Source organism: Streptomyces speibonae (assembly GCF_984686075.1).
Genome location: NZ_OZ480260.1, coordinates 1,701,907 through 1,724,615, shown reverse-complemented (window position 1 = coordinate 1,724,615; position 22,709 = coordinate 1,701,907). Strand labels below are relative to the sequence as shown.

At 73.0% G+C, this 22,709-nt stretch carries 18 protein-coding genes; 9 read left to right on the top strand and 9 right to left on the bottom strand.

Annotated features, from left to right (window positions below):
- Positions 1-38: 38 nt before the first annotated feature.
- Positions 39-581 carry an MOSC domain-containing protein gene (locus AC5L3C_RS07600; RefSeq protein WP_493647856.1) on the top strand — a complete coding sequence of 181 codons (543 nt, stop codon included), beginning with the start codon at positions 39-41 and terminating at the stop codon, positions 579-581.
- Positions 582-674: 93 nt separating this feature from the next.
- Here AC5L3C_RS07600 and treZ read toward each other — a convergent pair whose 3' ends face one another.
- Positions 675-2,420, bottom strand: coding sequence for a malto-oligosyltrehalose trehalohydrolase (gene treZ, locus AC5L3C_RS07595; RefSeq protein ID WP_493647854.1), 1,746 nt, complete (start codon positions 2,418-2,420; stop codon positions 675-677).
- A gap of 173 nt (positions 2,421-2,593) precedes the next feature.
- Between treZ and AC5L3C_RS07590 the strand changes: the two genes are divergently transcribed.
- The 3 genes from AC5L3C_RS07590 to AC5L3C_RS07580 all read left to right on the top strand — a co-directional run bounded on the left by AC5L3C_RS07590 (position 2,594) and on the right by AC5L3C_RS07580 (position 5,037).
- On the top strand, positions 2,594-3,145 hold the full coding sequence (locus AC5L3C_RS07590; RefSeq protein WP_493647852.1) for an FHA domain-containing protein: 552 nt from the start codon (positions 2,594-2,596) through the stop codon (positions 3,143-3,145).
- Positions 3,146-3,262: 117 nt separating this feature from the next.
- Entirely contained in the window at positions 3,263-4,615 is a 1,353-nt protein-coding gene (locus AC5L3C_RS07585; RefSeq protein WP_493653769.1) for a M14 family zinc carboxypeptidase, read from the top strand.
- Positions 4,612-5,037 (top strand): SSI family serine proteinase inhibitor, encoded by a 426-nt coding sequence (locus AC5L3C_RS07580; protein ID WP_493647851.1) that lies wholly within the window; start codon positions 4,612-4,614, stop codon positions 5,035-5,037. The genes AC5L3C_RS07585 and AC5L3C_RS07580 overlap by 4 nt, the downstream gene beginning before the upstream one ends.
- Before the next feature lie 478 nt (positions 5,038-5,515).
- Here AC5L3C_RS07580 and AC5L3C_RS07575 read toward each other — a convergent pair whose 3' ends face one another.
- From AC5L3C_RS07575 to glgX, 3 genes are all read right to left on the bottom strand, one after another.
- On the bottom strand, positions 5,516-6,784 hold the full coding sequence (locus AC5L3C_RS07575; RefSeq protein ID WP_493647849.1) for a M14 family zinc carboxypeptidase: 1,269 nt from the start codon (positions 6,782-6,784) through the stop codon (positions 5,516-5,518).
- A gap of 139 nt (positions 6,785-6,923) precedes the next feature.
- Positions 6,924-9,284, bottom strand: coding sequence for a malto-oligosyltrehalose synthase (gene treY, locus AC5L3C_RS07570; RefSeq protein ID WP_493647847.1), 2,361 nt, complete (start codon positions 9,282-9,284; stop codon positions 6,924-6,926).
- A 231-nt stretch (positions 9,285-9,515) separates the two neighbouring features.
- Complete coding sequence (glgX, locus tag AC5L3C_RS07565; protein ID WP_493647846.1) at positions 9,516-11,654, bottom strand: glycogen debranching protein GlgX; 2,139 nt, start codon at positions 11,652-11,654, stop codon at positions 9,516-9,518.
- 299 nt (positions 11,655-11,953) lie between these two features.
- Between glgX and AC5L3C_RS07560 the strand changes: the two genes are divergently transcribed.
- Both AC5L3C_RS07560 and AC5L3C_RS07555 read left to right on the top strand, forming a co-directional pair.
- On the top strand, positions 11,954-13,195 hold the full coding sequence (locus AC5L3C_RS07560; RefSeq protein WP_125503441.1) for a DUF5919 domain-containing protein: 1,242 nt from the start codon (positions 11,954-11,956) through the stop codon (positions 13,193-13,195).
- A gap of 121 nt (positions 13,196-13,316) precedes the next feature.
- Positions 13,317-14,039: a 3'-5' exonuclease gene (locus AC5L3C_RS07555; RefSeq protein ID WP_493647844.1), complete on the top strand. Its 723-nt coding sequence runs from the start codon at positions 13,317-13,319 to the stop codon at positions 14,037-14,039.
- A gap of 4 nt (positions 14,040-14,043) precedes the next feature.
- Here the strand turns inward: AC5L3C_RS07555 and AC5L3C_RS07550 are convergent, their stop codons facing one another.
- The gene (locus AC5L3C_RS07550) at positions 14,044-14,910 is read right to left on the bottom strand and encodes a phosphotransferase enzyme family protein (protein ID WP_493647842.1); all 867 of its coding nucleotides are present in this window, start codon (positions 14,908-14,910) and stop codon (positions 14,044-14,046) included.
- A gap of 130 nt (positions 14,911-15,040) precedes the next feature.
- Between AC5L3C_RS07550 and mgt the strand changes: the two genes are divergently transcribed.
- A complete protein-coding gene (gene mgt, locus AC5L3C_RS07545; RefSeq protein ID WP_493647840.1) occupies positions 15,041-16,240 on the top strand; it encodes a macrolide-inactivating glycosyltransferase in 1,200 nt (399 codons plus the stop codon).
- A 181-nt stretch (positions 16,241-16,421) separates the two neighbouring features.
- Here the strand turns inward: mgt and AC5L3C_RS07540 are convergent, their stop codons facing one another.
- Complete coding sequence (locus AC5L3C_RS07540) at positions 16,422-18,671, bottom strand: MMPL family transporter (RefSeq protein ID WP_493647839.1); 2,250 nt, start codon at positions 18,669-18,671, stop codon at positions 16,422-16,424.
- 371 nt (positions 18,672-19,042) lie between these two features.
- Between AC5L3C_RS07540 and AC5L3C_RS07535 the strand changes: the two genes are divergently transcribed.
- Both AC5L3C_RS07535 and AC5L3C_RS07530 read left to right on the top strand, forming a co-directional pair.
- The gene (locus AC5L3C_RS07535) at positions 19,043-19,591 is read left to right on the top strand and encodes a DUF1697 domain-containing protein (RefSeq protein ID WP_493647837.1); all 549 of its coding nucleotides are present in this window, start codon (positions 19,043-19,045) and stop codon (positions 19,589-19,591) included.
- Between the two features lie 77 nt (positions 19,592-19,668).
- Positions 19,669-20,286 carry a mycothiol-dependent nitroreductase Rv2466c family protein gene (locus AC5L3C_RS07530; RefSeq protein ID WP_125503435.1) on the top strand — a complete coding sequence of 206 codons (618 nt, stop codon included), beginning with the start codon at positions 19,669-19,671 and terminating at the stop codon, positions 20,284-20,286.
- A 4-nt stretch (positions 20,287-20,290) separates the two neighbouring features.
- On the opposite strand, the gene AC5L3C_RS07525 is transcribed toward AC5L3C_RS07530, so the two are convergent.
- The 3 genes from AC5L3C_RS07525 to AC5L3C_RS07515 are packed head-to-tail and all read right to left on the bottom strand — an operon-like array spanning position 20,291 to position 22,706.
- The gene (locus tag AC5L3C_RS07525; protein WP_125503434.1) at positions 20,291-21,028 is read right to left on the bottom strand and encodes a sirohydrochlorin chelatase; all 738 of its coding nucleotides are present in this window, start codon (positions 21,026-21,028) and stop codon (positions 20,291-20,293) included.
- A gap of 6 nt (positions 21,029-21,034) precedes the next feature.
- Positions 21,035-21,931 carry an ABC transporter permease gene (locus tag AC5L3C_RS07520; protein WP_493647835.1) on the bottom strand — a complete coding sequence of 299 codons (897 nt, stop codon included), beginning with the start codon at positions 21,929-21,931 and terminating at the stop codon, positions 21,035-21,037.
- Complete coding sequence (locus AC5L3C_RS07515; protein ID WP_493647834.1) at positions 21,918-22,706, bottom strand: ABC transporter ATP-binding protein; 789 nt, start codon at positions 22,704-22,706, stop codon at positions 21,918-21,920. Before AC5L3C_RS07515 ends, AC5L3C_RS07520 begins: the two co-directional genes overlap by 14 nt.
- Between the last annotated feature and the right edge of the window lie 3 nt (positions 22,707-22,709).

Sequence of the window (22,709 nt, the reverse complement as noted above, 5' to 3'; positions counted from 1 at the left end):
GAGGGCCGACCAGTGGTGCCGACGACGGGGGCGCGGACATGAGCGGGACAGTGGTGGCGGTCAGCAGCAACGGTGAGTACTCCTTCACCAAGCCGAACCGGGAGAGCATCACGCTGCTCGCCGGGCTTGGTGTGGAGGGCGACGTCCACGCCGGTGTGACGGTCAAGCACCGCTCGCGTGTCGCCCAGGACCCCACGCAGCCGAACCTGCGTCAGGTGCATCTCATCCACGAGGCGTTGTTCACCGAGGTCGCCCGGCAGGGCTTCGAGGTGGGACCCGGTGAGCTCGGCGAGAACATCACCACGCGCGGCATCGACCTGCTCGGCCTGCCGGCCGGCACCCTGCTGCACATCGGCGACGAGGCCGTGCTGGAGGTCACCGGGCTGCGCAACCCGTGCGTGCAGATCGACGCGTTCCAGGACGGCCTGCTCCGGCAGGTCGTCGGCCGTGACGAGGCGGGGAACGTCGTCCGCAAGGCCGGAATCATGAGCGTGGTGAAGGAGGGCGGCACGGTGCGCCCCGGCGACGGCATCACGGTGCGGCTCCCGGAGGGGCCGCACCGGCCCCTGGAACGGGTCTGACGGAAACGGGCTGACGGAACGGGCCCGGCTCCGGTCCTCGCCCCGGAGGCGCCCCGAAGGCCGCGTGCGGAGCCGGTGGCCCGTTCACTCCTGTCACTCCTGGAGCAGTACTGCCGCCGACTCCGCGGGCAGCCGCAGCACCCCGTCCGCGCCCGGCGGCTCCACCGGCTCCCACGCCGCGAGGATCCGCGCACCGGGCAACCCCAGGGGGACGGCGGCGGGCCGGTCGCTGAGGTTGACGGCCACCCGGACGTCGCCGCGCCGGAAGGCCAGCCAGCGCCGCTCGTCGTCGTAGGCCACCTTGGTGTCGCCGAGGCCGGGGTCGGTGAGGTCCGGCTGTGCGTGGCGCACGGCGGCCAGCAGCCGGTACCAGGCCAGCATGCGCGCGTGCGGCTCGCGCTCCGGCTCCGACCAGTCCAGACAGGAGCGGTCGCGGGTGGCGGGGTCCTGCGGGTCGGGCACGTCCTCCTCGGCCCAGCCGTGCGCCGCGAACTCCCGCCGCCGGCCCGCGCTCACCGCCCGGGCGAGCTCCGGATCGGTGTGGTCGGTGAAGAACTGCCAGGGCGTGCCCGCCGCCCACTCCTCCCCCATGAACAGCATCGGGGTGAAGGGGGCGGTCAGTGTCAGCGCCGCCGCGCAGGCCAGCAGCCCGGGGGAGACCAGCGCGGACAGCCGGTCCCCCTGGGCGCGGTTGCCCACCTGGTCGTGGGTCTGGCTGTAGCCCAGGAGCCGGTGCGCGGCCACCCGGTCGCGGTCCAGCGGCCGGCCGTGGTGCCGGCCCCGGAAACTGGAGTACGTCCCGTCGTGGAAGAAGCCACAGGTGAGCGTCTTGGCCAGCGCCGCGAACGGGTCGCGCGCGAAGTCGGAGTAGTAGCCGCGCGATTCACCGGTCAGCGCGGTGTGCAGGGCATGGTGGAAGTCGTCGTTCCACTGCGCGTGCAGCCCGAGGCCGCCCTCCTCGCGCGGTGTGATGATCCGGGGGTCGTTGAGGTCCGACTCGGCGACGAGGAACAGCGGGCGGCCGGTGTCGGCGGCCAGGGCGTCCACGGCCCGGGACAGCTCCTCCAGGAAGTGCGTCGCGCGCGTGTCCACCAGCGCGTGCACCGCGTCCAGCCGCAGCCCGTCGAGCCGGTAGTCCCGCAGCCACGCGAGGGCGCTCTCCAGGAGATAGGCGCGCACCTCGTCGGAGCCGGGCGCGTCCAGGTTGACCGCCGCGCCCCAGGGGGTGTGATGGGTGTCGGTGAAGTACGGGCCGAACCGCGGCAGATAGTTGCCCGACGGCCCCAGGTGGTTGTGCACCACGTCCAGGACGACGCCGAGTCCCAGGGAGTGCGCCCGGTCGACGAACCGTTTCAGCCCCTCGGGGCCGCCGTACGGCTCGTGCACGGCCCACAGCGACACCCCCTCGTACCCCCATCCGTGCCGGCCCGGGAACGGGCACACCGGCATCAGCTCCACGTGCGTCACGCCCAGGTCCGCGAGATGGCCGAGCCGCTCGGCGGCGGCGTCGAAGGTGCCCTCGCGGGTGTACGTGCCCACGTGCAGCTCGTACAGCACCGCCCCGGGCAGCGGACGCCCGGTCCACCGCGCGCGCCAGGTGAACCGGTCGTGGTCCACGACGGCACTGAGCCCGTCCGGCCCGTCCGGCTGGCGGCGCGAGCGCGGATCGGGCAGCACGGGACCGTCGTCCAGCGCGAAGCCGTACCGGGAGCCGTCGTGCGCCTCGGCCTCCCCCCTCCACCACCCCTCGCGCCGCGGATCGCGCTCCAGCGCGCGCGTGACGCCGTCGCACTGGAGCGTCACTCTGCCGGCCTTCGGTGCCCACACCTCGAACTGCACGGACGGTTCCCCTTCGTCTGCTCACCGTGATGTAGCCCGTCCATCGTGCGTCATGGGAGATCACTTCGCCGGGGGATCGTCCCTTTCGCGGCGGGTGTCGCCAGGTGTTCTGTAGCCCGGCCGTTGCCTTTGTTTCTGGACAGCCCGGCCGTCGCTGACCGACAATCAACAGCGTGACGTCGTCCTTCGAGTTCCACACGTACCCCGCGCGGCTGTCCGACGCGGAGCGCGACAAGGCGCTGAGCGTACTGCGGGACGGCGTCGCCAAGGGGCGCCTGTCGCACGACACCTTCATCCGGCGCATGGAACTCGCGCTCACCGCGCGGCGTTCCGACGAACTCGCCGCGCTCACCGCCGACCTGCCGAGGGAAAGCCGCCTCTCGCGCGCGGTGTTCGGCACGGTCGAGGCGGTGTCCGGCTTCACCGTGCGGCTGCGCCGGGCCTGGCAGGCCGAGAAGCTGCCCAAACTGCTGCTGCCGCACCCGGCCGCCGGACACCCGCTGCGCATAGGACGCGATCCCGCCAGCGGGCTGCGCATCAGCCACGAGACGGTCTCCCGCGTGCACGCCGAACTCCGTCACCAGGGCGGCCTGTGGGTGCTGCGGGACCTCGGCTCGACCAACGGCACGACGGTGAACGGACGCCGGGTGGTCGGCGCGGCCGTCGTGCGCGAGGGCGATCAGGTCGGTTTCGGCCAGATCACCTACCGGCTCGCGGTGAGCTGACCCCCGCCAAATCCCGGTGCGTGCCGTGGTGTTGACGTACACCCCGAAGTCGTGACTCACTGTGCGTACCCCCTGCACTCCCGGTGAGAAGACGGCACCACTTCGTGGAGGTGTGCCCTGCCGCCCCTCCTGCGTTATCCGACCGTCGGCGAACTGGGCGCGCGGGCCGCCGCCCTCGTCGCCCGGCATCCCCGCGACGCCCGGCTGCGCCCCGTCGGCGCCTCCCGCGCGGGCGTCTCCCTGTGGCTGCTGAGCATCGGCCACGGCGACCGCCAGGCCCTCGTCGTCGCCGGACCGCACGCCAACGAGCCCGTGGGCGGCGCGACCGTCCTGCGCCTGGCCGAGCGCGCGCTGGCCGACCCCCGGCTCACCGAGGGCGCCGACGCCACCTGGAACCTGCTGCTCTGTCTGGACCCCGACGGGCTGCGCCGCAACGAGCGCTGGATGACCGGCCCGTACACCCTCGGCCACCACTTCCGGAACTTCTTCCGGCCCGGCTTCCTGGAACAACCCGAATGGCTGCCCGACGGCGCGGCGGCCGCCGCGCTGCCGGAGACCCGGGCCCTGCTCGCCGTCCAGGACGAACTGCGGCCCTTTCTCCAGTGCTCCCTGCACGGCGTCGACGTCGGCGGCGGCTTCGTCGAGCTCACCCACGACCTGCCCGGCCTCGACCGGAGGGTCGCGGGCATCGCCGCCCGTCTCGGCATCCCGCGCGAGCTCGGCGCCTACGACGCCCTGTACTGGCCGGGACTCGGCCCCGCCGTCTACCGGATCCCGCCCCCGCACCGCCGCGACCTCGCCGCGGCCATCACCGAGGCGGCCGTGGAGTCGACGTGGTTCCACCCGTACCGGTACGGCACCGTCACCGCGGTCGTCGAGGCGCCCATGTGGGGCGTGCCGGCCGTCGGGGACGCCTCCCCGCACGCCGACGCGGAGGCGGAGCTGCGCTCCGTCAGCCGCACGCTGCGCGAGGACACGCGGGTGCTGGGCGATCTGACGGCCCGGATACGGCCGTACGTCGCGGGCGTGCCGGACGCGGCGCGGCTGCTCGCCCCGGTCGACGACTATTTACTGGTCTGCCCCGGGCTCGCCGACGCGTGGGACCCCGATTGCCGTAACGATTCTGCGCATCCGTTGCCGAGGATGGACACCAGCGGACTCACGGCGCTGCGCCTCGCCGGGCGGCGGCTGGCCCTGCGCACCGCCGGGCTGCTGCACCAGCTGGTGACCCGCGCGGGGTGCGATCCGGCGGGGGCGCTGCCGGAGCTGGACCGGCTGATCGACGCGCGGTGCGCGGACTACCGGGACGCGATGGGGGCGCGGTGGATCCCTGTCGCACGTCAGGCCGAGTACCAGACGCGCGTGGTACTCGCCGCGTTCGCGCTGGCCGCGCGGCGCACGCCCGGACCCTCCCGTTCGGGTGAGCCGGGGTGGGGTTCGGGGACCGCCGTGCCGATGCAACGGGAATGACGCACATCTCAGTGAAAGCGGTACGCGCGGCGGCACTGACCGCCGCCCTCGTCCTGCTCGCCTGTGCGGCACCCGCACGGGCGGAGTCCGCGCGTGCGGGTGCCGAGGAGAGCTGGCTGATGCTCACGGTCAGCCACGGGGAGACTCCGTCGGTGTCGGGGGGCGGCACGATGCTGCGGTGCGATCCGCCGGGGGGTGAGCACCGGCGTGCGGCCGACGCGTGCGCGGAGCTGGCCGCGGTGGACGGGCGCATCGCCGACGTCCCCTTGCGGGACGGGATCTGCCCGATGATCTACGCGCCGGTGACGGCACACGCCCACGGCGTATGGCACAACCACCCGATCGACTACACGCAGACCTTCCCCAACCCCTGCACATTGACAGCCCACACCGGCCCCATCTTCGACCTCACCCCCCAGTAGCCCCCAGCCTCCCGCCCCCGGCCTCGGGCCTCCCGCCCGCAGGCCCCCGGCCTCCCCCGGTTTCGGGCCTCCCGGCCGCGGGCCGCCGGCCCTCCGGCCCCGGTCGGCCTCCCGGCCTCCCGGCCTCGGGCCTGCGGCCCCGGCGGCCCCCCGCGGTCCGCGGCTCCCGCGGTGCGCCGCTGCCCCCGCCCTCCGCGGGCAGTCGTGCCGCTGGGGCGGCACGGGTGGGCGCGACGGCACCCCGTTGGCGCCGGGCTGCGCGAACACCCCCCGGCCCGCACCAACGCCGGCAGTGTGCAACTCGCGTGGGTGCACAGGCACACCGGTGCGTGGGCGAGCCAGGGGGGGTGGGTTCACTCGCCGGCGCTCGCCGGGTGCCGCTGCGCCCACCCGTGCCGCCCCAGCGGCACGACTGCCCGCAGCTGGGTGGGTGGGTGCGGTGCGACTGCCCCCCGCAGGGTGGGGTGGCTGCCCGCGGCTACGTGTGGGCGCGGGCGTGGTGGGCTGTGGCGAGGACTGTGCGGGACTGGTGTTCCACCTGGTGCCCCACCGGCACCCACCGCGCCCGGAACCGCACCGCGAACTCCTCGCTCCACAGCGCCACCAACCGCTCCAGCCGCGCCGCCGCCCGCCCGTCCGCCGCCCCCAGCGCCCGCCGCAGCATCGCCGCCGCCCTGAGCGGCACCCGCCGCACGAACGCGTCCACGCTCCCCACATACGCCCGTGTCCCGTCCGCCGCCGGCGTGCGGACCAGGTCGGCCGCCAGCCCCGGCACCAGCTCCAGCCCCCACGTGGCCGCCCGCACCAGCGGACAGTCGACGCGCCCGGCCACCGCGCCCACCGCGCCCTCCGCGCCCCCCGCGTCCTCCAGCACCCGCCGCACCTCCTCCGCGTCCCGCAGCAGCCGTTCCGCCAGACGGTGGATCGCCGCGTCCGGCGCCGGATGCGGGGCCGGGTCGTCCACCAGGTCGCTCGCCCACATCGGCACCTCGATCACCGCGGTCAGACCCCCGTACCGGTGCGCGTGGTACCAGGTGCTGCGCCGGGCGTCGTCCGTCAGGCTCGGATAGGCCGGCGCGGCCTCCGGCTCCGGCATCACCCGCACCCCGGGCCCGGACGTCGGCCACCCCGCCGCGTCCGACGCGCCCGTCTCCACCGGAATGTGCAACTCCGCCGCCGACTTGGCGAACGGCTCGGCCAGCCCCGGCACGTCCCGCGTCAGCTGCACCCAGCTGCCGCCCAGGTCGGTGCCGTGCAGGGACACCTGAAGATAGGGCCGCACCTCGTCGATCACCCCGGTCAGCGCGAGCGTCTCGGGCGGCAGCCGCCCGGGCGGCAACGCGGCAGGCGCCCACTCCGGCTGCTCCGGCCCCGCAGGACGGAAGAAGCCCATGTGGTAGTCGTACAGACTCCGCGGCGCCGGCGTCACATGGAGACTCGCCCCGTCGGGGTCCGCGCACAGCAGGAAGTGCCAGGACGTCCCGTCGCGCAGTTCCCGCTCGTGCAGGACCCGCCGGGCCAGCGAGAGCAGCGTGCCCCCGCCGGCCGGTTCGTTGGCGTGGGCCCCGGCCACCACCAGCACGGCTCGCCGGGCCCGTCCCACGGACAGCAGGTGCAGCGGCCGCCCCGCGCGGGAGGCACCCACCTCCCGCAGCTCGCACAGGCCCGGCCACTGCAGGGCCAGCACCCGGGCGGAGAAGACCAATTCGGCCACCGTCGGATAGCGAGACTCCAGCAGCGGACTCACCCCCCGTCACCGCCCGAATCCGCACTGCGAAGTACCCCACGGCGGCGGGACGGTGTCAAGGGCGCGACGGGGGAGCCCTCAGGGGGCGCCTGGAGGCACGCCGGAGGAAGCCGCCGACGGTCCGGCCCCGCCCCGCCACTCACCGCTCCGCGACCCGCTCGAGCAGCGCCACCGGCAACTCCTCGAACAGCTCCGCCACCTCCACACGCCCCTCGAACGTCCGTCTCGCCGCCGGCGCATCGGCCCACCGCCCCGGCGGCAGCACCAGCCGCGTCCCGCGCCAGCCGCCCCCCTCCGCCAGCCGCAGCGACAGCCGGGTCACGGCGGTCAGCACCTCACCGGACCGGACGAACGCCGTGCAGTGCGCCGCCGCGGGCCCCTCGACCGCCACCGGCTCGTACGACGCCGTCTCACCGAAGACTTCCGGCCGCCGCGCCCGCACCCCCAGGGCCCTGCGCGTCACCGCCTCCTTGCCGCTCCCGTCGCCCCCGTCGCGCTCGAACCGCACGGTCCGCCGGTTGTCCGGGTCGACCAGCGCGCGGTACTCGCGCTCCGTGCCCTGATAGAGGTCAGGCACCCCGGGCATCGTCAGATGGACCAGCGCCGCGCCCAGCACGTTCGCCCGGATGTGCGGCTCCAGCGACGCGCGGAACGCCGCCATCCGCTCGCCCGGCACCCCGCACGGCCCCGCCGCGACGAAGCGTGCCACCGCCTCCTCGTACGACGGGTCCTGCTCCGTCCAGCTGGTGTACAGGCCCGCCTCACGCACATGCTTCAGCAGCGCCCCCTGGACCCGCTCCTCCGCCGCCGGACCCAGCCCGAACACCGTCTGCCAGGCCGCCCACGCCAGCTGAGCGTCCGGGACGCCGTCACCCGCGCGGGTCACCTCCGCGAGGACGTCCGCCCACCGCTGCGGGCACTCGGTGAGCACATGCAGCGCCGCCCGCACATCCGCGCTGCGCTTGGCGTCGTGTGTGGACAGCACCGTCCCGCCGGCCGGCCAGTCGCGCTGCACGCGCGCGCAGTACGCGTGGAACCGCTCCGGCGACACCGCGGGAGCGCCCGGGTCGCCGCCCACCTCCGTCGCCGACAGCAGCGGCACATACCGGTAGAACGCGGTGTCCTCGACGGACTTGGCCCGCAGCGCCGACGCCGTCTGCGCGAACCGCGTACGGAACTCCACCTGCGCCGGCCCGTCCCCGTACCGTCCGAGCACCAGATCCCGTACGACGTCCACCGCACCGGCCTCCTCCGGGACGGCGAAGGCGCGCCGGGCCTCGGCGGCGGCCTCCTCGGTCACCACACCGCCGGCGTCGACGGAGGAATAGGGACGGTAGACCTCCAGGCGGACCAGCAGTTCCCGGAGCGCGGTGCGCAGCGCCCAGGGCGCGCGGTCGCGCAGCGCCAGCTCCGGCGAGGTCGCACACAGCCGGCTCGTCACCCGGACCAGCCGGTCCACCTCCGTGGCCAGCTCGTGCGTGAGCACCCGGTACGCGGCGTGCCGTACCGTGGCGTCCCAGTCGCCGCCCCGGTCCGTCCGCGGCGCCGCGAACCGCCGGTACCGGCCGAGCAGCTCCTCGACCCCGGCCGGGTCGGTGAACAGGCCGTCCACGTGGCGCAGGGCGTCGTAGCCGGTGGTGCCCGCGACGGGCCAGGAGGCGGGCAGCGTCTCGCCGTCGGCGAGGATCTTCTCCACCACCGTCCACCGGCCGCCCGTGGCCTCGTGCAGCCGCCGCAGATAGCCGTCGGGGTCGGCGAGTCCGTCGGGGTGGTCGACGCGCAGCCCGTCGATCACGCCCTCCCGGAGCAGCTCCAGGGTCTTGGCGTGGGTCGCCTCGAACACCTCCGGGTCCTCCACGCGCACCCCGATCAGCTCGGAGATGCTGAAGAACCGCCGGTAGTTGAGCTCGGTCCGGGCCAGGCGCCACCACACGGGCCGGTACCACTGCGCGTCCAGCAGCTGGGGGAGGGGCAGCCCCGCGGTGCCCTCGCGCAGCGGGAACACGTGGTCGTAGTAGCGCAGCACGTCGCCGTCCGCCTTGAGGTGGCCGGCCTCGCCGGCCAGGGGCCCGCCCAGCACCGGCAGCAGCACCTGCCCGCCCTGCGCCTCCCAGTCGATGTCGAACCACCGCGCGAAGGGCGAGGACGGGCCGTCGCGCAGCACCTCCCACAGGGCACGGTTGTGCCGGGGGACCATCGCCATGTGGTTGGGGACGATGTCCACGATCAGCCCGAGCCCGTGCTCCCGCGCGGTGCGCGCCAGCGCCCGCAGCCCCTCCTCGCCGCCGAGCTCCTCGCGCACGCGCGTGTGGTCCACCACGTCGTAGCCGTGCGGGGAGCCGGGCACGGCCTCCAGGACGGGCGACAGATGCAGATGGGACACGCCGAGCGAGGCCACGTACGGTACGGCGTCCGCCGCCGCCCGGAAGGGGAAGCCGGGCTGCAGCTGCAGCCGGTACGTGGCCGTGGGCACGTCCGGATCAGGTCGCTCAGGGGTCATGGGAACCTACGTACCCGCGTGGCCGCCTTACGTGTCATCGATCCGCCGTTCGGGACGCGAGGGGGGTGTTTCCCGCCCCCGCCGCCCCTTCCCTCCCCCACTCTCGGCTTCGCTCGAGCGGGAGGTACCCCCATCGTCCCTGGGGGCTGCGCCCCAGACCCCCCTTTCGGCCCTTCGGGCCTCGTCCTCGAACTCCCCCAGAGGGGGTACCCCCCAGACGGGCTGGAGCACCTACACCGGCCGCTGCAACACCGTCAGGCTCCGGTCGGTCAGGGTCAGCCGCGTTCCCGCCGTCACCTTCGGCCCGGTGCCCGGCGGTACGCCGTCCGCGCGGGCGGTGTCGACGACCACCTGCCACTGCCGGCCGTGGTCGACCGGCACCACGAAGTCCAGCGGCTTGGGTGAGGCGTTGAACATCAGCAGGAACGAGTCGTCGGCGATGCGCTCCCCGCGCTGGCCGGGCTCGGAGATGGCGTTGCCGTTGAGGAACACCGTCAGCGCCGACGCCCGCGCGGAGTCCCAGTCCCGCTGGGTCATCTCCGCGCCCTCGGGGGTGAACCACGCGATGTCGGACAGGTCGTCGTGGGTGCCCTCCACCGGCCGGCCGTGGAAGAAGCGGCGCCGGCGGAAGACGGGGTGGTCCTTGCGCAGCCACACCATCGCGCGGGTGAACTCCAGCAGCTGCCGGCGCGGGTCCCCCTCCTCGGTGCCCTCCTCCCCGAGGTCGGGCCAGTCGAGCCACGCCAGCTCGTTGTCCTGGCAGTAGGCGTTGTTGTTGCCGCGCTGGGTGCGGGCCACCTCGTCGCCGTGGCTGATCATGGGCACGCCCTGGGAGAGCATCAGCGTGGCGACGAAGTTGCGCATCTGCCGGGCCCGCAGCCGCAGCACGTCCGGGTCGTCGGTCTCGCCCTCGACCCCGCAGTTCCAGGACCGGTTGTGGCTCTCGCCGTCCCGGTTGTCCTCGCCGTTGGCCTCGTTGTGCTTGTCGTTGTACGACACCAGGTCGTGCAGGGTGAAGCCGTCGTGGCAGGTCACGAAGTTGATCGAGGCCAGCGGGCGGCGCCCGTCGTTCTGGTACAGGTCCGAGGAGCCGGTCAGCCGGGAGGCGAACTCCGCGAGCGTGCGCGGCTCGCCCCGCCACAGGTCCCGCACGGTGTCGCGGTACTTGCCGTTCCACTCGGTCCACAGCGGCGGGAAGTTGCCCACCTGGTAGCCGCCCTCGCCCACGTCCCACGGCTCGGCGATCAGCTTCACCTGGGAGACCACCGGGTCCTGCTGGACCAGGTCGAAGAACGACGACAGCCGGTCCACCTCGTGGAACTGCCGCGCCAGGGTCGCCGCGAGGTCGAAGCGAAATCCGTCGACATGCATCTCGGTGACCCAGTACCGCAGCGAATCCATGATCATCTGAAGCACGTGCGGGGACCGCATCAGCAGCGAGTTCCCGGTGCCGGTCGTGTCCATGTAGTAGCGGGGGTCGTCGGTGAGCCGGTAGTAGGAGGGGTTGTCGAGCCCCTTGAAGGACAGGGTCGGCCCCAGGTGGTTGCCCTCGGCGGTGTGGTTGTAGACCACGTCGAGGATCACCTCGATCCCCGCCTCGTGCAGCGCCTTGACCGCCGACTTGAACTCCAGCACCTGCTGGCCGCGGTCGCCCCAGGAGGCGTAGGCGTTGTGCGGGGCGAAGAAGCCGATCGTGTTGTAGCCCCAGTAGTTGTTCAGGCCCATGTCCACCAGCCGGTGGTCGTTCACGAACTGGTGCACCGGCATCAGCTCCAGCGCGGTGACGCCCAGTTCGCTCAGGTGCTCGATGATCGCCGGATGCGCGAGGCCCGCGTACGTGCCGCGCAGCTCCTCCGGCAGCCCGGGGTGGCGCATGGTGAGACCCTTCACGTGCGCCTCGTAGATCACCGTGTGGTGGTACTCCGTTCGGGGGCGCCGGTCGTCGCCCCAGTCGAAGTACGGGTTGACCACGACCGACGTCATCGTGTGCGGCGCCGAGTCGAGGTCGTTGCGCCGGCCGGGGTCGTCGAAGTGGTAGCCGTACACCTCCTCGCCCCACTGGATCTCCCCGCTGATCGCCCGCGCGTAGGGGTCGAGGAGCAGCTTCGCCGAATTGCACAGCAGCCCCCGCTCGGGGGCGTACGGCCCGTGCACACGGAAGCCGTACCGCTGCCCCGGCATGACGCCGGGCAGGTACGCGTGCCGTACGAACGCGTCACTCTCGCGCAGTTCGATCGCGGTCTCGGAGCCGTCGTCGTGCAGCAGACACAGCTCTACTCGGTCCGCGGCCTCCGTGAAGACCGCGAAGTTCGTTCCGGCGCCGTCGTACGTGGCACCGAGCGGATACGCCTCGCCAGGCCAGACCTGCATGGATACGACTCTTTCAGGTGTACGGCGCCGGTGGGGCGCCTTGGCTCCGAGTGTTTCCGTGTCTCCCCGAACGGGCGGGAACCACCTTCTACCCAGCCCCTTGGGCCCGTGACCCGCGCACCGGCCGCTCGCGGTATGAATCAGCTCACTCGCGGCACCGGGGTGGAGGGAACGGGCGCACGGCTCGGGGAAGTTGAGAAACGACCCTGTCCATCGGGCTGCACCGTGCGCCGCTTGCGGAGTAGTCTCCTTGATCGTTGGGACGGGGAGTGCTCGGGGGAGCGGAAGGCGGTGCGCGGGTGGGCTCGGGAGGGCTGGAGCTGCCCCCTGGTGACGACGGTCACGAGGGGAGCAGTTCCACGGACGTCCCGCCCGGCGCGGTGTCCCTGGCACGGCCGATGGACGCGGGCTCGATCGGGCCGGAGCTGGACTGGGGCGCCGACGCCTGGCGTGAGGTGCGCACCCGCGCCCAGCGGGCGGGCCGCGCCTACATCTGGCTGAACCTGGTCGAACAGCGGCTCCGCGCGGTGGTGGCGGCGGTGCTGCGGCCCGTGTACGAGCCCGTCCACGGCGACGACTGGGTGGTCGCCGCCGCCGGACCCGCCGGACAGGAGTGGGTGCAGCGCGCGGTCGCGGTCCGCGAGGTCAGCCGCCGCAAGGGCTATCTGCTCGACCCGGCCGACGACAACGTGCTGTCCTTCCTCACCCTGCCGCAGCTGCGGGAGCTGATGGTCCAGCACTGGCCCTGCTTCGAGCCGTACTTCGACGACCGCCGGGACGTCGAGCTGGCGCTGGACGAGCTGGAAGTCACCCGGAACGTCGTCTCCCGCAACCGCGCGCTGTCGGAGGCGGTCCTCGCCCAGGCCGAACGGGCCTCCGCGCGGCTGCTGGAGATGCTCGGCGCCGGCGGGGACGTGCCGTCCGCGCGGCGGCTGCCGGTGGACGCGGTGGAGGACCTGGTCGGCGACCGGTACGCCGATGTCGTGGCCGTCCACCCCGACCGGGTGCGGCTGCTGCGCACCTTCCCGGCCGAGGACATCTTCGGCGGCGCCCGCCGGCTCGACGCCATCGGCATCGGGCTCAACCTGCTGGTGCAGAACTTCTCCGGGCGCCGTCTGGTGCGGCTGGCGGAGTCCGGCTGCCGGGTCCGGCTGCTCTTCCTCAACCCCGCCTCCAGCGCGGTCAAGCGGCGCGAGCGGGAGCTCGGTCTCAAGCGGGGCGAGCTCGGGCGCGCCGTGGAGATGAACATCCTGCACATGCGCCGCGTGCGCTCCCGGCTGCGCGACCCGGGTGCCTTCGAGATCCAGGTCTACGACGAGACGCCCCGCTGCACGGCCTATCTCGTGGACGGCGACGGGTCGGACGGCATCGCGGTCGTGCAGAACCACCTGCGGCGCACCCGGGGGATGGAAGCGCCGGTGCTGGTCCTGCGCAACGGCACCAAGGTGGTCAAGCCGGGCGAAGTCGAGGAAGGCGGGCTGTTCCCCACCTATCGCGAGGAGTTCGAGCTGATGTGGGCCGATTCGCGTCCGGTGTCGTGAACGCCCGGTTCCGGCGCCCGTGGTGGCCGCGGTAAGCGGAAGGCGATCCTCTGGTTGTCAGTGGCGCGTGCGAGGGTGGAGCCCACTGGGGGAACGCACCACATATGAAGGGGGGCAGCCCATGGGCTGGCACCGGGAGCTGCTGATCGGCTTCGACCTCGAGACGACGGGCACCGACCCGCGCGAGGCACGGATCGTCACGGGCGCCGTGATCGAGGTCAGGGCGGGGGAGCCGTTGGGGCGCCGCGAGTGGCTGGCCGACCCGGGTGTGCCGATCCCCGCCGAGGCGGTGGCCGTGCACGGCATCAGCAGCGAGCGGGCGGCCGCCGAGGGCCGCCCCGCCGGCCAGGTCGCCGACGCCATCGCCGGTGTCCTCGCCGCCTACTGGAAGACGGGCGTACCGGTCGTCGCGTACAACGCCGCCTTCGACCTGAGCCTGCTCGCCGCCGAACTGCGGCGCTACGGACTGCCGTCCCTGCGCGACCGCCTGGGCGGCGTCGACCCCGCCCCCGTCATCGATCCGTACACCATCGACCGTTCCGTCGACCGCTACCGGCGCGGCAAGCGCAACCTGGAGGCGGTCTGCGCCGAGTACGGAGTCCTCCTGGACTCGGCGCACGACGCGACCGCCGATGCCCTCGCCGCGGCCCGGCTGGCCTGCGCGATAGCCGTCCGCCACCCCAAGGTCGCGGCCCTCGGCCCGGCGGAACTGCACCGCCGTCAGATCGAGTGGTACGCCGAATGGGCGGCGGACTTCCAGGACTTCCTGCGCCGCAAGGGCCACGCCGACGCGATGATCGACGGCACCTGGCCGCTGCGGGAGCCGGCGGGCGAGCCGGTCTGACCTGTCAGAAGGGATACCAGCGGACGCTGTCGTCGCCGTTCCGCAGTGAGGCCACCCGGCGTTCGAACTCGGCCAGTGCCTTCGGGTTGCCCGGGGCGTGCTGGGCGACCCAGGCGCAGCTGGCGGTCTCCCGCGCGCCGCGCAGCACCGGGCAGCCCTCCCAGTCGCGTACGTCCCAGCCGTAGGTGTCGGTGAAGGACGCGTAGTCCTCGTCCGGCAGCCCGTAGCGGTCGTGGGAGAGGGCCATCACCACCAGGTCGTGCTCGCGCAGATCGGCCGAGAAGGTCTCCAGGTCGGTCAGGACCGGCCCGTCCGGGGAGATGTGCACGTTGCGGGGCAGCGCGTCGCCGTGGATGGGGCCCGGGGCCAGACGCGGCGTCAGCTTCGCGGCCGTCGCCGCGAAACCGTCGCGCCGTTCGCGCAGGTACGCCGCGTCGGCGGGGGCGATCGCGTCCCCCGCGAGCCGCAGCCAGCGCTCCACCCCGCCCAGCAGCTCACGGGGCGGCAGCGCGAAGGGCGGCGCGGGCAGCGCGTGGACCTGGCGCAGCAGGGCGGCCAGGTCCCGGGGCCCGGCGGGCCGCACCGCCTCCGGCAGCCGGTGCCACACGGTCACCGGGTGCCCCTCGACCCGGAGCGCCTCCGGCTCGGCCGCCCGCACCGCCGGCACGCCCTCCGCCTCCAGCCAGTCCGCGACGGCCAGCTCCCGGCGGGCCCGGTCCATCAGCTCGGCGTCGGCGCGGCCCACCTTGACGACCAGGTCACCGGCGGCGAACACCGCGTTCTCGCCGAGGGCGAGCAGCCGGGCGTCCCCTGCCGAGCCGGGCAGCACCTTCGCCGCCGCCAGGACGTCCCGCGCCCGTGCCTCGTCCATCCGTCCGCCGCCTTCCGTGTCGTGCGTCCACGCCCTGTCCGCCGGTCAGTGTCGCACCTGCGCGGGCGGGCGGGCCTGCGGCGGGGTAAATACGTTGCACGAGACGTTTCGTCTCGTCTAGGGTTCCAGTATGACAGCTCGCGCTCACATCGCCATGTTCTCCATCGCCGCCCACGGGCACGTGAACCCCAGCCTCGAGGTGATCCGGGAGCTCGTGGCACGCGGCCACCGGGTGACCTACGCGATCCCGCCCAGCTTTGCCGGGAAGGTCGCCGAGACGGGCGCCGAACCCAAGCTGTGGAACAGCACGCTCCCCGGCCCCGACGACGACCCCGAAGCCTGGGGCACCACGCTGCTGGACAACGTGGAGCCTTTCCTGGACGACGCCATCCAGGCGCTCCCGCAGCTCCTCGAGGCCTACGCGGGGGACACCCCCGACCTCGTCCTGCACGACATCACCTCCTACCCGGCGCGCGTCCTCGCCCACCGCTGGGGCGTGCCCGCGATCTCCCTCTCGCCGAACCTCGTCGCCTGGGACGGGTACGAGCAGGAGGTCGGCGAGCCCACGTGGGAGGAGCCCCTGAAGACCGAGCGGGGGCAGGCGTACTACGCCCGCTTCCACGCGTGGCTGGAGGAGAACGGGATCACCGAGCACCCGGACCCCTTCGTGGGCCGCCCCGCCCGCTCGATCGTCCTCATCCCCAAGGCGCTCCAGCCGAACGCCGACCGGGTCGACGAGCGGGTGCACTCCTTCGTCGGCGCCTGTCAGGGCGACCGCAGCGCCGAGGGGGGCTGGAAGCGGCCGGCGGACGCCGAGAAGGTCGTCCTGGTGTCGCTCGGGTCGTCCTTCACCAAGCAGCCGGACTTCTACCGCGAGTGCGTCAAGGCGTTCGCCGGGCTGCCCGGGTGGCACGTGGTCCTCCAGATCGGGCGGCATGTCGACCCCGCTGAGCTGGGGGAGGTGCCGGAGAACGTGGAGGTGCGGGACTGGGTGCCGCAGCTCGCGGTGCTCCGGGAGGCCGACCTGTTCGTCACGCATGCGGGGGCCGGGGGGAGCCAGGAGGGGCTGGTCACGGGGACGCCGATGATCGCCGTGCCGCAGGCGGTGGATCAGTTCGGCAACGCGGAGATGCTGGTGGGACTGGGGGTGGCTCGGCATGTGCCGGCGGAGGAGGCTCGTGCCGAGGTTCTGCGAGGGGCGGCCCTCGCGCTCCTGGACGACCCGGAGGTCGCGCGGCGGATGAAGGCGATTCAGGGCGAGATGGCGGAGGAGGGGGGCACGCGGCGGGCGGCGGACCTGATCGAGGCGGAGCTGACTGTGCGGCGGTGACGTGGCTGGGCGGGGGTTGGTTGCGCAGCCCGGCGTTTACGGGATGCCGCCTGCGCCCACCCGTGCCGCCCTGGGGGTACCTCCCAGGCCCCTGAGGCACTGGGGGAGGCACGACTGCCCGCAGGCGCAAGAGGGGCCCGGCGGAGAACCGCCGGGCCCCTCTCGTGGTGCGCCTGTCTCGTTACACCGGTACGCGCTCGTTCTCGTCGTTCCAGGTTGTCGGGGTTGCCGGGGGTTCCGGGGACTCGTCGTGGGTCAGGTCAGGGAGGCGGTGGAGCCACTTCGGGAAGTACCAGTTGCGCTCGCCGAGCAGCGACATCACCGCCGGGAGCAGCACGCCCCGGATGACCGTCGCGTCGATGAGGACCGCCGCCGCGAGGCCGACGCCCATCTGCTTCATCGACTGCATGGACAGCGTCCCGAAGATCGCGAACACGGCGACCATGATGACCGCGGCGCTGGTGACGACACCGGCCGTGGTGACCACACCGTGCTGGATCGCGTCCCGCGTCGTCCGGCCCCGCATCCGGGCCTCGCGGATACGGGAGACCACGAACACGTGGTAGTCCATCGACAGGCCGAACAGGATCACGAAGAGGAACAGCGGCAGCCAGGTGATGATCGCGCCGACACCCTCCGCGCCCACCAGGGACGCGCCCCAGCCGTACTGGAAGACCGCCACGAGGATGCCGTACGCGGCGCCCACCGACAGCAGGTTCAGCACGATCGAGGTGATCGCGACCGTCAGCGAGCGGAACGACAGCAGCATCAGCAGGAAGGCGAAGACCACGACGAAGGCGAAGACCGGAACGACGGCACCCACCAGCTGGTCGTTGAAGTCCTTGGACCCTGCGATCTGCCCGGTGATCGGCGCCTCGACGCCGTCGACCTCGCCGAGCGTGGCCGGCCGCACCTCGTCGCGCAGCTTCTCCAGGCTCGCGCCCGCCTTGTCCTGGTCGGAGCCGCCGACCAGGGGCACGTAGACGAAGGCGACGTTCTCGCGTTCGTGCACCTTGACCTCGACCGGGCCCTGCGAGGCACCCGAACTGACCGCCTGCTCACGGAAGTCGTCGAGCGCGGCGCGCACCTCCGGCGCGTTGATGTCGTCCGCCCTGACGACCACCTCGGCCGGCTCCGAGCCGCCCGGGAACGCCTCGTTGACCCGGTCGTACGTCTGCACGATCGGCAGCGAGTCGCCGAACTCCTGGTCCAGCGTGAGGTTCTCCGTCTTCATCCCCACCGCGGGGGCGGCCACGGCGAGCAGCGCACCGGCGGCCACGACGACGGCCAGTACCGGCCTGGCGAGCACCCGATTCAGTACGGCCGTCCAGAACCGGCTCTCCGTGCTGCCGCCCGAGCGGCGCCGGCGCAGGAACGGCACCCGGCCCTTCTCGACCCGCTCGCCCAGCAGCGAAAGGAGCGCGGGCAGCACGGTGACCGAGCCGACCATGGCGACCGCCACGACCATCAGCGAGGCCAGACCCATCGCCTCGAACTCCGCGATCCCGGTGAAGAGCATGCCCGCCATCGCGACGCACACCGTGACACCGGAGACGACGATCGCCCGGCCGCTGGTCGCGGCGGCGATCCGCAGCGCGGTCTGCGCGTCCCGTCCGGCCTCCCGCTCCTCGCGCTCACGGCGCAGGTAGAACAGGCAGTAGTCCACACCGACGGCCAGACCGACCAGCAGCATCACCGAGTTCGCGGTATCGCTCATCGGCTGGAGGTGGCTGACCAGGCCCATCAGACCCATCGTCGCCATGATCGCAGTGATCGCCAGGGCCACCGGCAGCAGCGCCGCGACCAGCGCGCCGAACGCGATCAGCAGGATGCCGAGCGCCACGGGTACGGCGGAGTACTCGGCCTTCTTGAAGTCGTCGCCGAACGCGTCGTCGAACGTCTTCATCATGCTGGCGCCGCCGATCTCCGCGATCCGCAGCGAGTCGTGGTCGCGCTGGACGTCCTCGACGGCCTTCAGCACCGGTTCGACCCGCTCACCGGCGGTGTCGGACTCGCCGCGCATGTCGAACTGGACCAGCGCGCTGCGCCCGTCCTCCGAGATGGTGTCGCTGTCGTACGGCGAGGTCACGCCGGTGACCTCGCCGGTCTTCTCCACCGCCGCCATGACCGCGGTGACCGCCGCCCGGAACTCCTCGTCCGTGGCCGTGAGGCCCTCGTCCTTCGCCTGGACGAGCACGGTCTCACTGGCGGGTTCCTCGATGCCGGCGTCCTCGATGATCTGCGCGGCGGTGTTGGTCTCTCCCTTGAGCTGATCGCTGTTGCCGACGTCGACCCGGCCTGCGGCCGAACCGAGACCCATCGCCAGCACCACGAACAGCACCCAGATGCCGACGGCCGCCCAGCGGTGCCGGGCGCTCCAGCCGCCGGCCCGGGCGGCGAGGCCCCGTACCCGCGAATCTCCGTTCTTCATGACGGGCTCGCTCCCTCTTGCTCGGCAGCGACCCCCTGCCGCCACCTGACGTTTAGAAGGTATGGGCCGCGTAAGCGCGTCTCGTCGTGCTGACCGGTGAAGCTCCGGGAGCACACGTCATCCCTTGGTCGTTCACGCCCTCCCCACAGAGGAGGACAGTGGTCCCCTACAACGACTCGGGGATCCGGAGACGAAGATCAGGGTCGCGGGGCCGGTGCCCGCCTTTCCTCAACCTTGTTGAAAAAATCACAGGCGCGTGTACTGGTTGATCCGGCCACCGCCGGTCGGCCAGAGTTCCGGACATCCGCCGAGCGCGGACCCGGCCGTCGTGCCCGCCCCCACGGGGCACGACGGCCCCCTAGGGTGTGCCCATGACGACCAGATACGCGGCGCTGCTGCGCGGGATCAACGTGGGCGGCAGCAGGAAGGTCCCGATGGCCGAACTGCGCACCCTCATCGAGGGCCTCGGCCACCAGGACGTGCGCACCCATCTGCAGAGCGGCCAGGCGGTGTTCACCTCCGGGCACGGCGACGAGGACACGCTGGCGGCCGAGTTGTCCGCGGCGATCGAACGGCACTTCGGTTTCGGCGTCGACGTGATCGTGCGCGACCACGCCTATCTGAAGGCGGTCGCCGACGCCTGCCCGTTTCCGGCCGGCACGCTGGAGCCCAAGCAGATCCACGTCACCTACTTCTCCGAGCCCGTCACCGCCGACCGCTTCGCGGAGATCGACCAGGACGCCTTCCTCCCCGAGGAGTTCCGCCTCGGCGACCGGGTGCTCTACCTGTACGCGCCGAACGGCCTGGGCCGCTCCAAACTCGCCGAGCACCTGTCCAAGCCGCGCCTCAACAAGGGCGTCGTCGCCACCACCCGCAACTGGAACACGGTGCTGAAGCTGGTGGAGCTCACGGAGGGCTGAGCGGGCCCAAGTGGACCAGTCGCGGCGCGGCGAAGTGGACCAGGTCCGCGCTGCCCGCCGCGCCTACGGTCGACGGTATGAGTCATGGAGCGCCCACCCGCGTCGACTGCTGGTTCGACCCCGCCTGCCCCTTCGCCTGGATCACCTCCCGCTGGCTGCTCGAGGTCGAGCGGCACCGCCCCCTCGACCTCCGCTTCCGGGTGATGAGCCTCTCCCTGCACAACGCCGGCAACGAGCTGCCCGACTGGTACCGGGACCTGGTCGACCGCTCCATCGGCCCGGTGCGGGTGGCGGTGGCCGCCGCGCAACGGCACGGCGAGAAGGTGCTGCGCGACCTCTACACCGCCCTCGGCACCCGCATCCACGAGCGCGGCATGGAGGACTTCGACACCGTCGTCGCCGAATCCCTCGCCGCACTCGGCCTGCCCGCGGACCTGGCCGCCGCCGCGCACGACCCGGCGTACGACGACGCCGTGCGCCGCAGCCACGAGGCGGGCACCGAGGCGGACACGGGCGCCTATGTGGGGACGCCCACCCTTCATGTCGACGGAACCGTGTGGTTCGGACCCGTGCTGCGGGCCGTCCCCCGGGGCGAGCGCGCGGTTGGACTCTTCGACAGCTTCCGGGTGCTGGCCCGCGACCCCGACTTCTTCGAGCTGAAGCGGACCAGGACCGGCGGCCTGTCCTTCGACTGAGCCGTCAGGCACCGACCGCGGTGAGCCGCGGCGCCCGCGCCTGTTCGTACCGCTCCAGCAGCACCCGTGCCACCTCCGGCGCGGGCCCCAGCACGTCCGCGAGGACGTCCGCCCCGGCCGCGCCCCGGGCGATCCGGTCCGGGAGGAAGCCGGGGGCGAGGACGTAGGGCGCGACGGCGACGCGCGCACAGCCCGCCGCGCGCAGCTCGGCCACCGCCTGCTCGGTGCGGGGAAGGGATGCGGAGGCGAACGCAGGCCGCACGGCGCACCAACCGGTGTGCCGCCACTCCCGCGCGATTTCTGCGATCACTGCGATCGCCTCCGGGTCGGAGGACCCCGCCGAGGCCAGCACGACCCCGGTCGAGGACTTGTCGGCGGGCGTCAGGCCCGCCTCGTACAGCCGCCGCTCCAGGGCCGCGAGCAGCAGCGGGGACGGGCCCAGTACCTCGGCCTGGCGGATCCGCAGCCGCGGCGGGGCCTCGGCCAGCACCGCCGGGATGTCCGACTTGGCGTGGAAGGCGCGGGTCAGCAGCAGCGGGAGCGCCACCACCTCGCGGACGCCCTCCGCGTCCAGGGACTCGAGGGCGCCCCGCACCGAGGGGATGTTGAAGTCCAGGAACCCGGTCTCCACCCGCAGCCCGGGCCGCAGCGAGCGCACCCGCCGCACCAGGTCGTGCACGGTCGCGGCGTGCCGGGGATCGCGGCTGCCGTGGGCGACGACGAGAAGTACCGGACGGCGCATGGCGGCTCAGCCCTTCACCAGCAGACCGCGGCTGCGCAGCACCCACCGCTCCAGCGGACTGAAGATCAGCAGGTCGATGGCGATACCGACGGTCAGGATCAGCAGAATGGCCTCGAAGACCATGGCCATGTCGCTGGCGTTGCGGCCGTTCTCCAGCAGCTGGCCGAGCCCGATGCCGAGGTCCGGGAAGGACGCGATGATCTCCGCCGCCATCAGCGACCGCCAGGAGAACGCCCAGCCCTGCTTCAGCCCCGCCACATAGCCGGGCAGCGCGGCCGGCAGCACGATGTGCCAGGTGCCCTTCAGCCCCGTCGCACCCAGCGTGCGGCCCGCCCGCAGGAACAGCGGCGGCACCTGGGAGACCCCGGAGACCAGGCCGTTGGCGATGGAGGGGACCGCGCCGAGCAGGATCACCGCGTACATCATCGAGTTGTTCAGACCCAGCCAGATCACCGCCGGCGGCACCCACGCCACCGACGGCAGCGACTGCAGACCGGACAGGATCGGCCCGATCGCCGCGCGCACCACCTTCACGCGCGCCACCAGCAGCCCCAGCGGGGTGCCGATCAGCAGCGCGAAGAAGAAGCCGAGCAGACCGCGCGAGACGCTGGTCCAGATGTAGCCGAGCAGTTCGCCCTGGAGCCACGCCTCGCGCAGCACCTGCCACACCGCGCCCGGCGAGGGCAGCTTGGTCGGATCGTCGACGATCTTGAAGGAGACCAGTCCCTGCCACCCGGCCAGCACCAGCGCGACGGCCACGACCGGCGGCAGGACCTTCTCCAGGAGGGTCTGCCGCAGCGGCGTACGGCCGGTCTGCACCGTCTCCAGGGCGTCCAGACCCGCCTCCAGACCGGCGAGGTCGCCCCCGTCCTTGTCCTTGGAGGTCGTCTCAGTGCTGGCCATGACGGCGGATCTCCCCACGGAGTTCTTCGGTGATCGCGACGGACAGCTCCGCCACGGCGGTGTCCTCGATACGGCGCGGATGCGGGATGCCGACCGTCCACTCGCGGGCGACCCGGCCGGGCCGGGAGGACAGCAGCACCACCCGCTCCGCGAGCCGGACCGCCTCGCGCACGTTGTGCGTGACGAACAGCACCGACAGCCGCGTCTCGCGCCAGATCCGGGTCAGCTCGTCGTGCAGCACGTCCCGGGTGATGGCGTCCAGGGCCGCGAACGGCTCGTCCATCAGCAGCAGCTTGCTCTCCTGGGCGAGCGCCCGGGCCAGCGCGACCCGCTGCCGCATGCCGCCGGACAGCTCGTGCACCCGCTTGCCGTGGGCGCCCTTCAGCCGGACCAGCTCCAGCAGCTCCTCGGCCCGCCCGCGCCGCTCGTTCTTCGGCACGCCCCGCAGCTTCAGGGCGAGTTCGATGTTCTTGCCCGCGGTCAGCCACGGGAAGAGCGCGTGCTCCTGGAACATCAGGGCGGGCCGGCCGTCCGTGCTGATCGCGCCTGCCGTGGGCCGGTCCAGGCCCGCGACCAGGTTCAGCAGCGTCGACTTGCCGCACCCCGAGGCACCCAGCAGGGTGACGAACTCGCCGGGCGCGACATCGAGCGTGATGTCGTCCAGCACGAGCTGCCGCCCGGCCGGACCCGGAAACGACTTCGAGACATGCTCGATCCGGGCGGCGTGCGTGGCTGCCCCGACGCCGTCGGCGGCCTGGGTGAGGGTCGTGGCCATGGT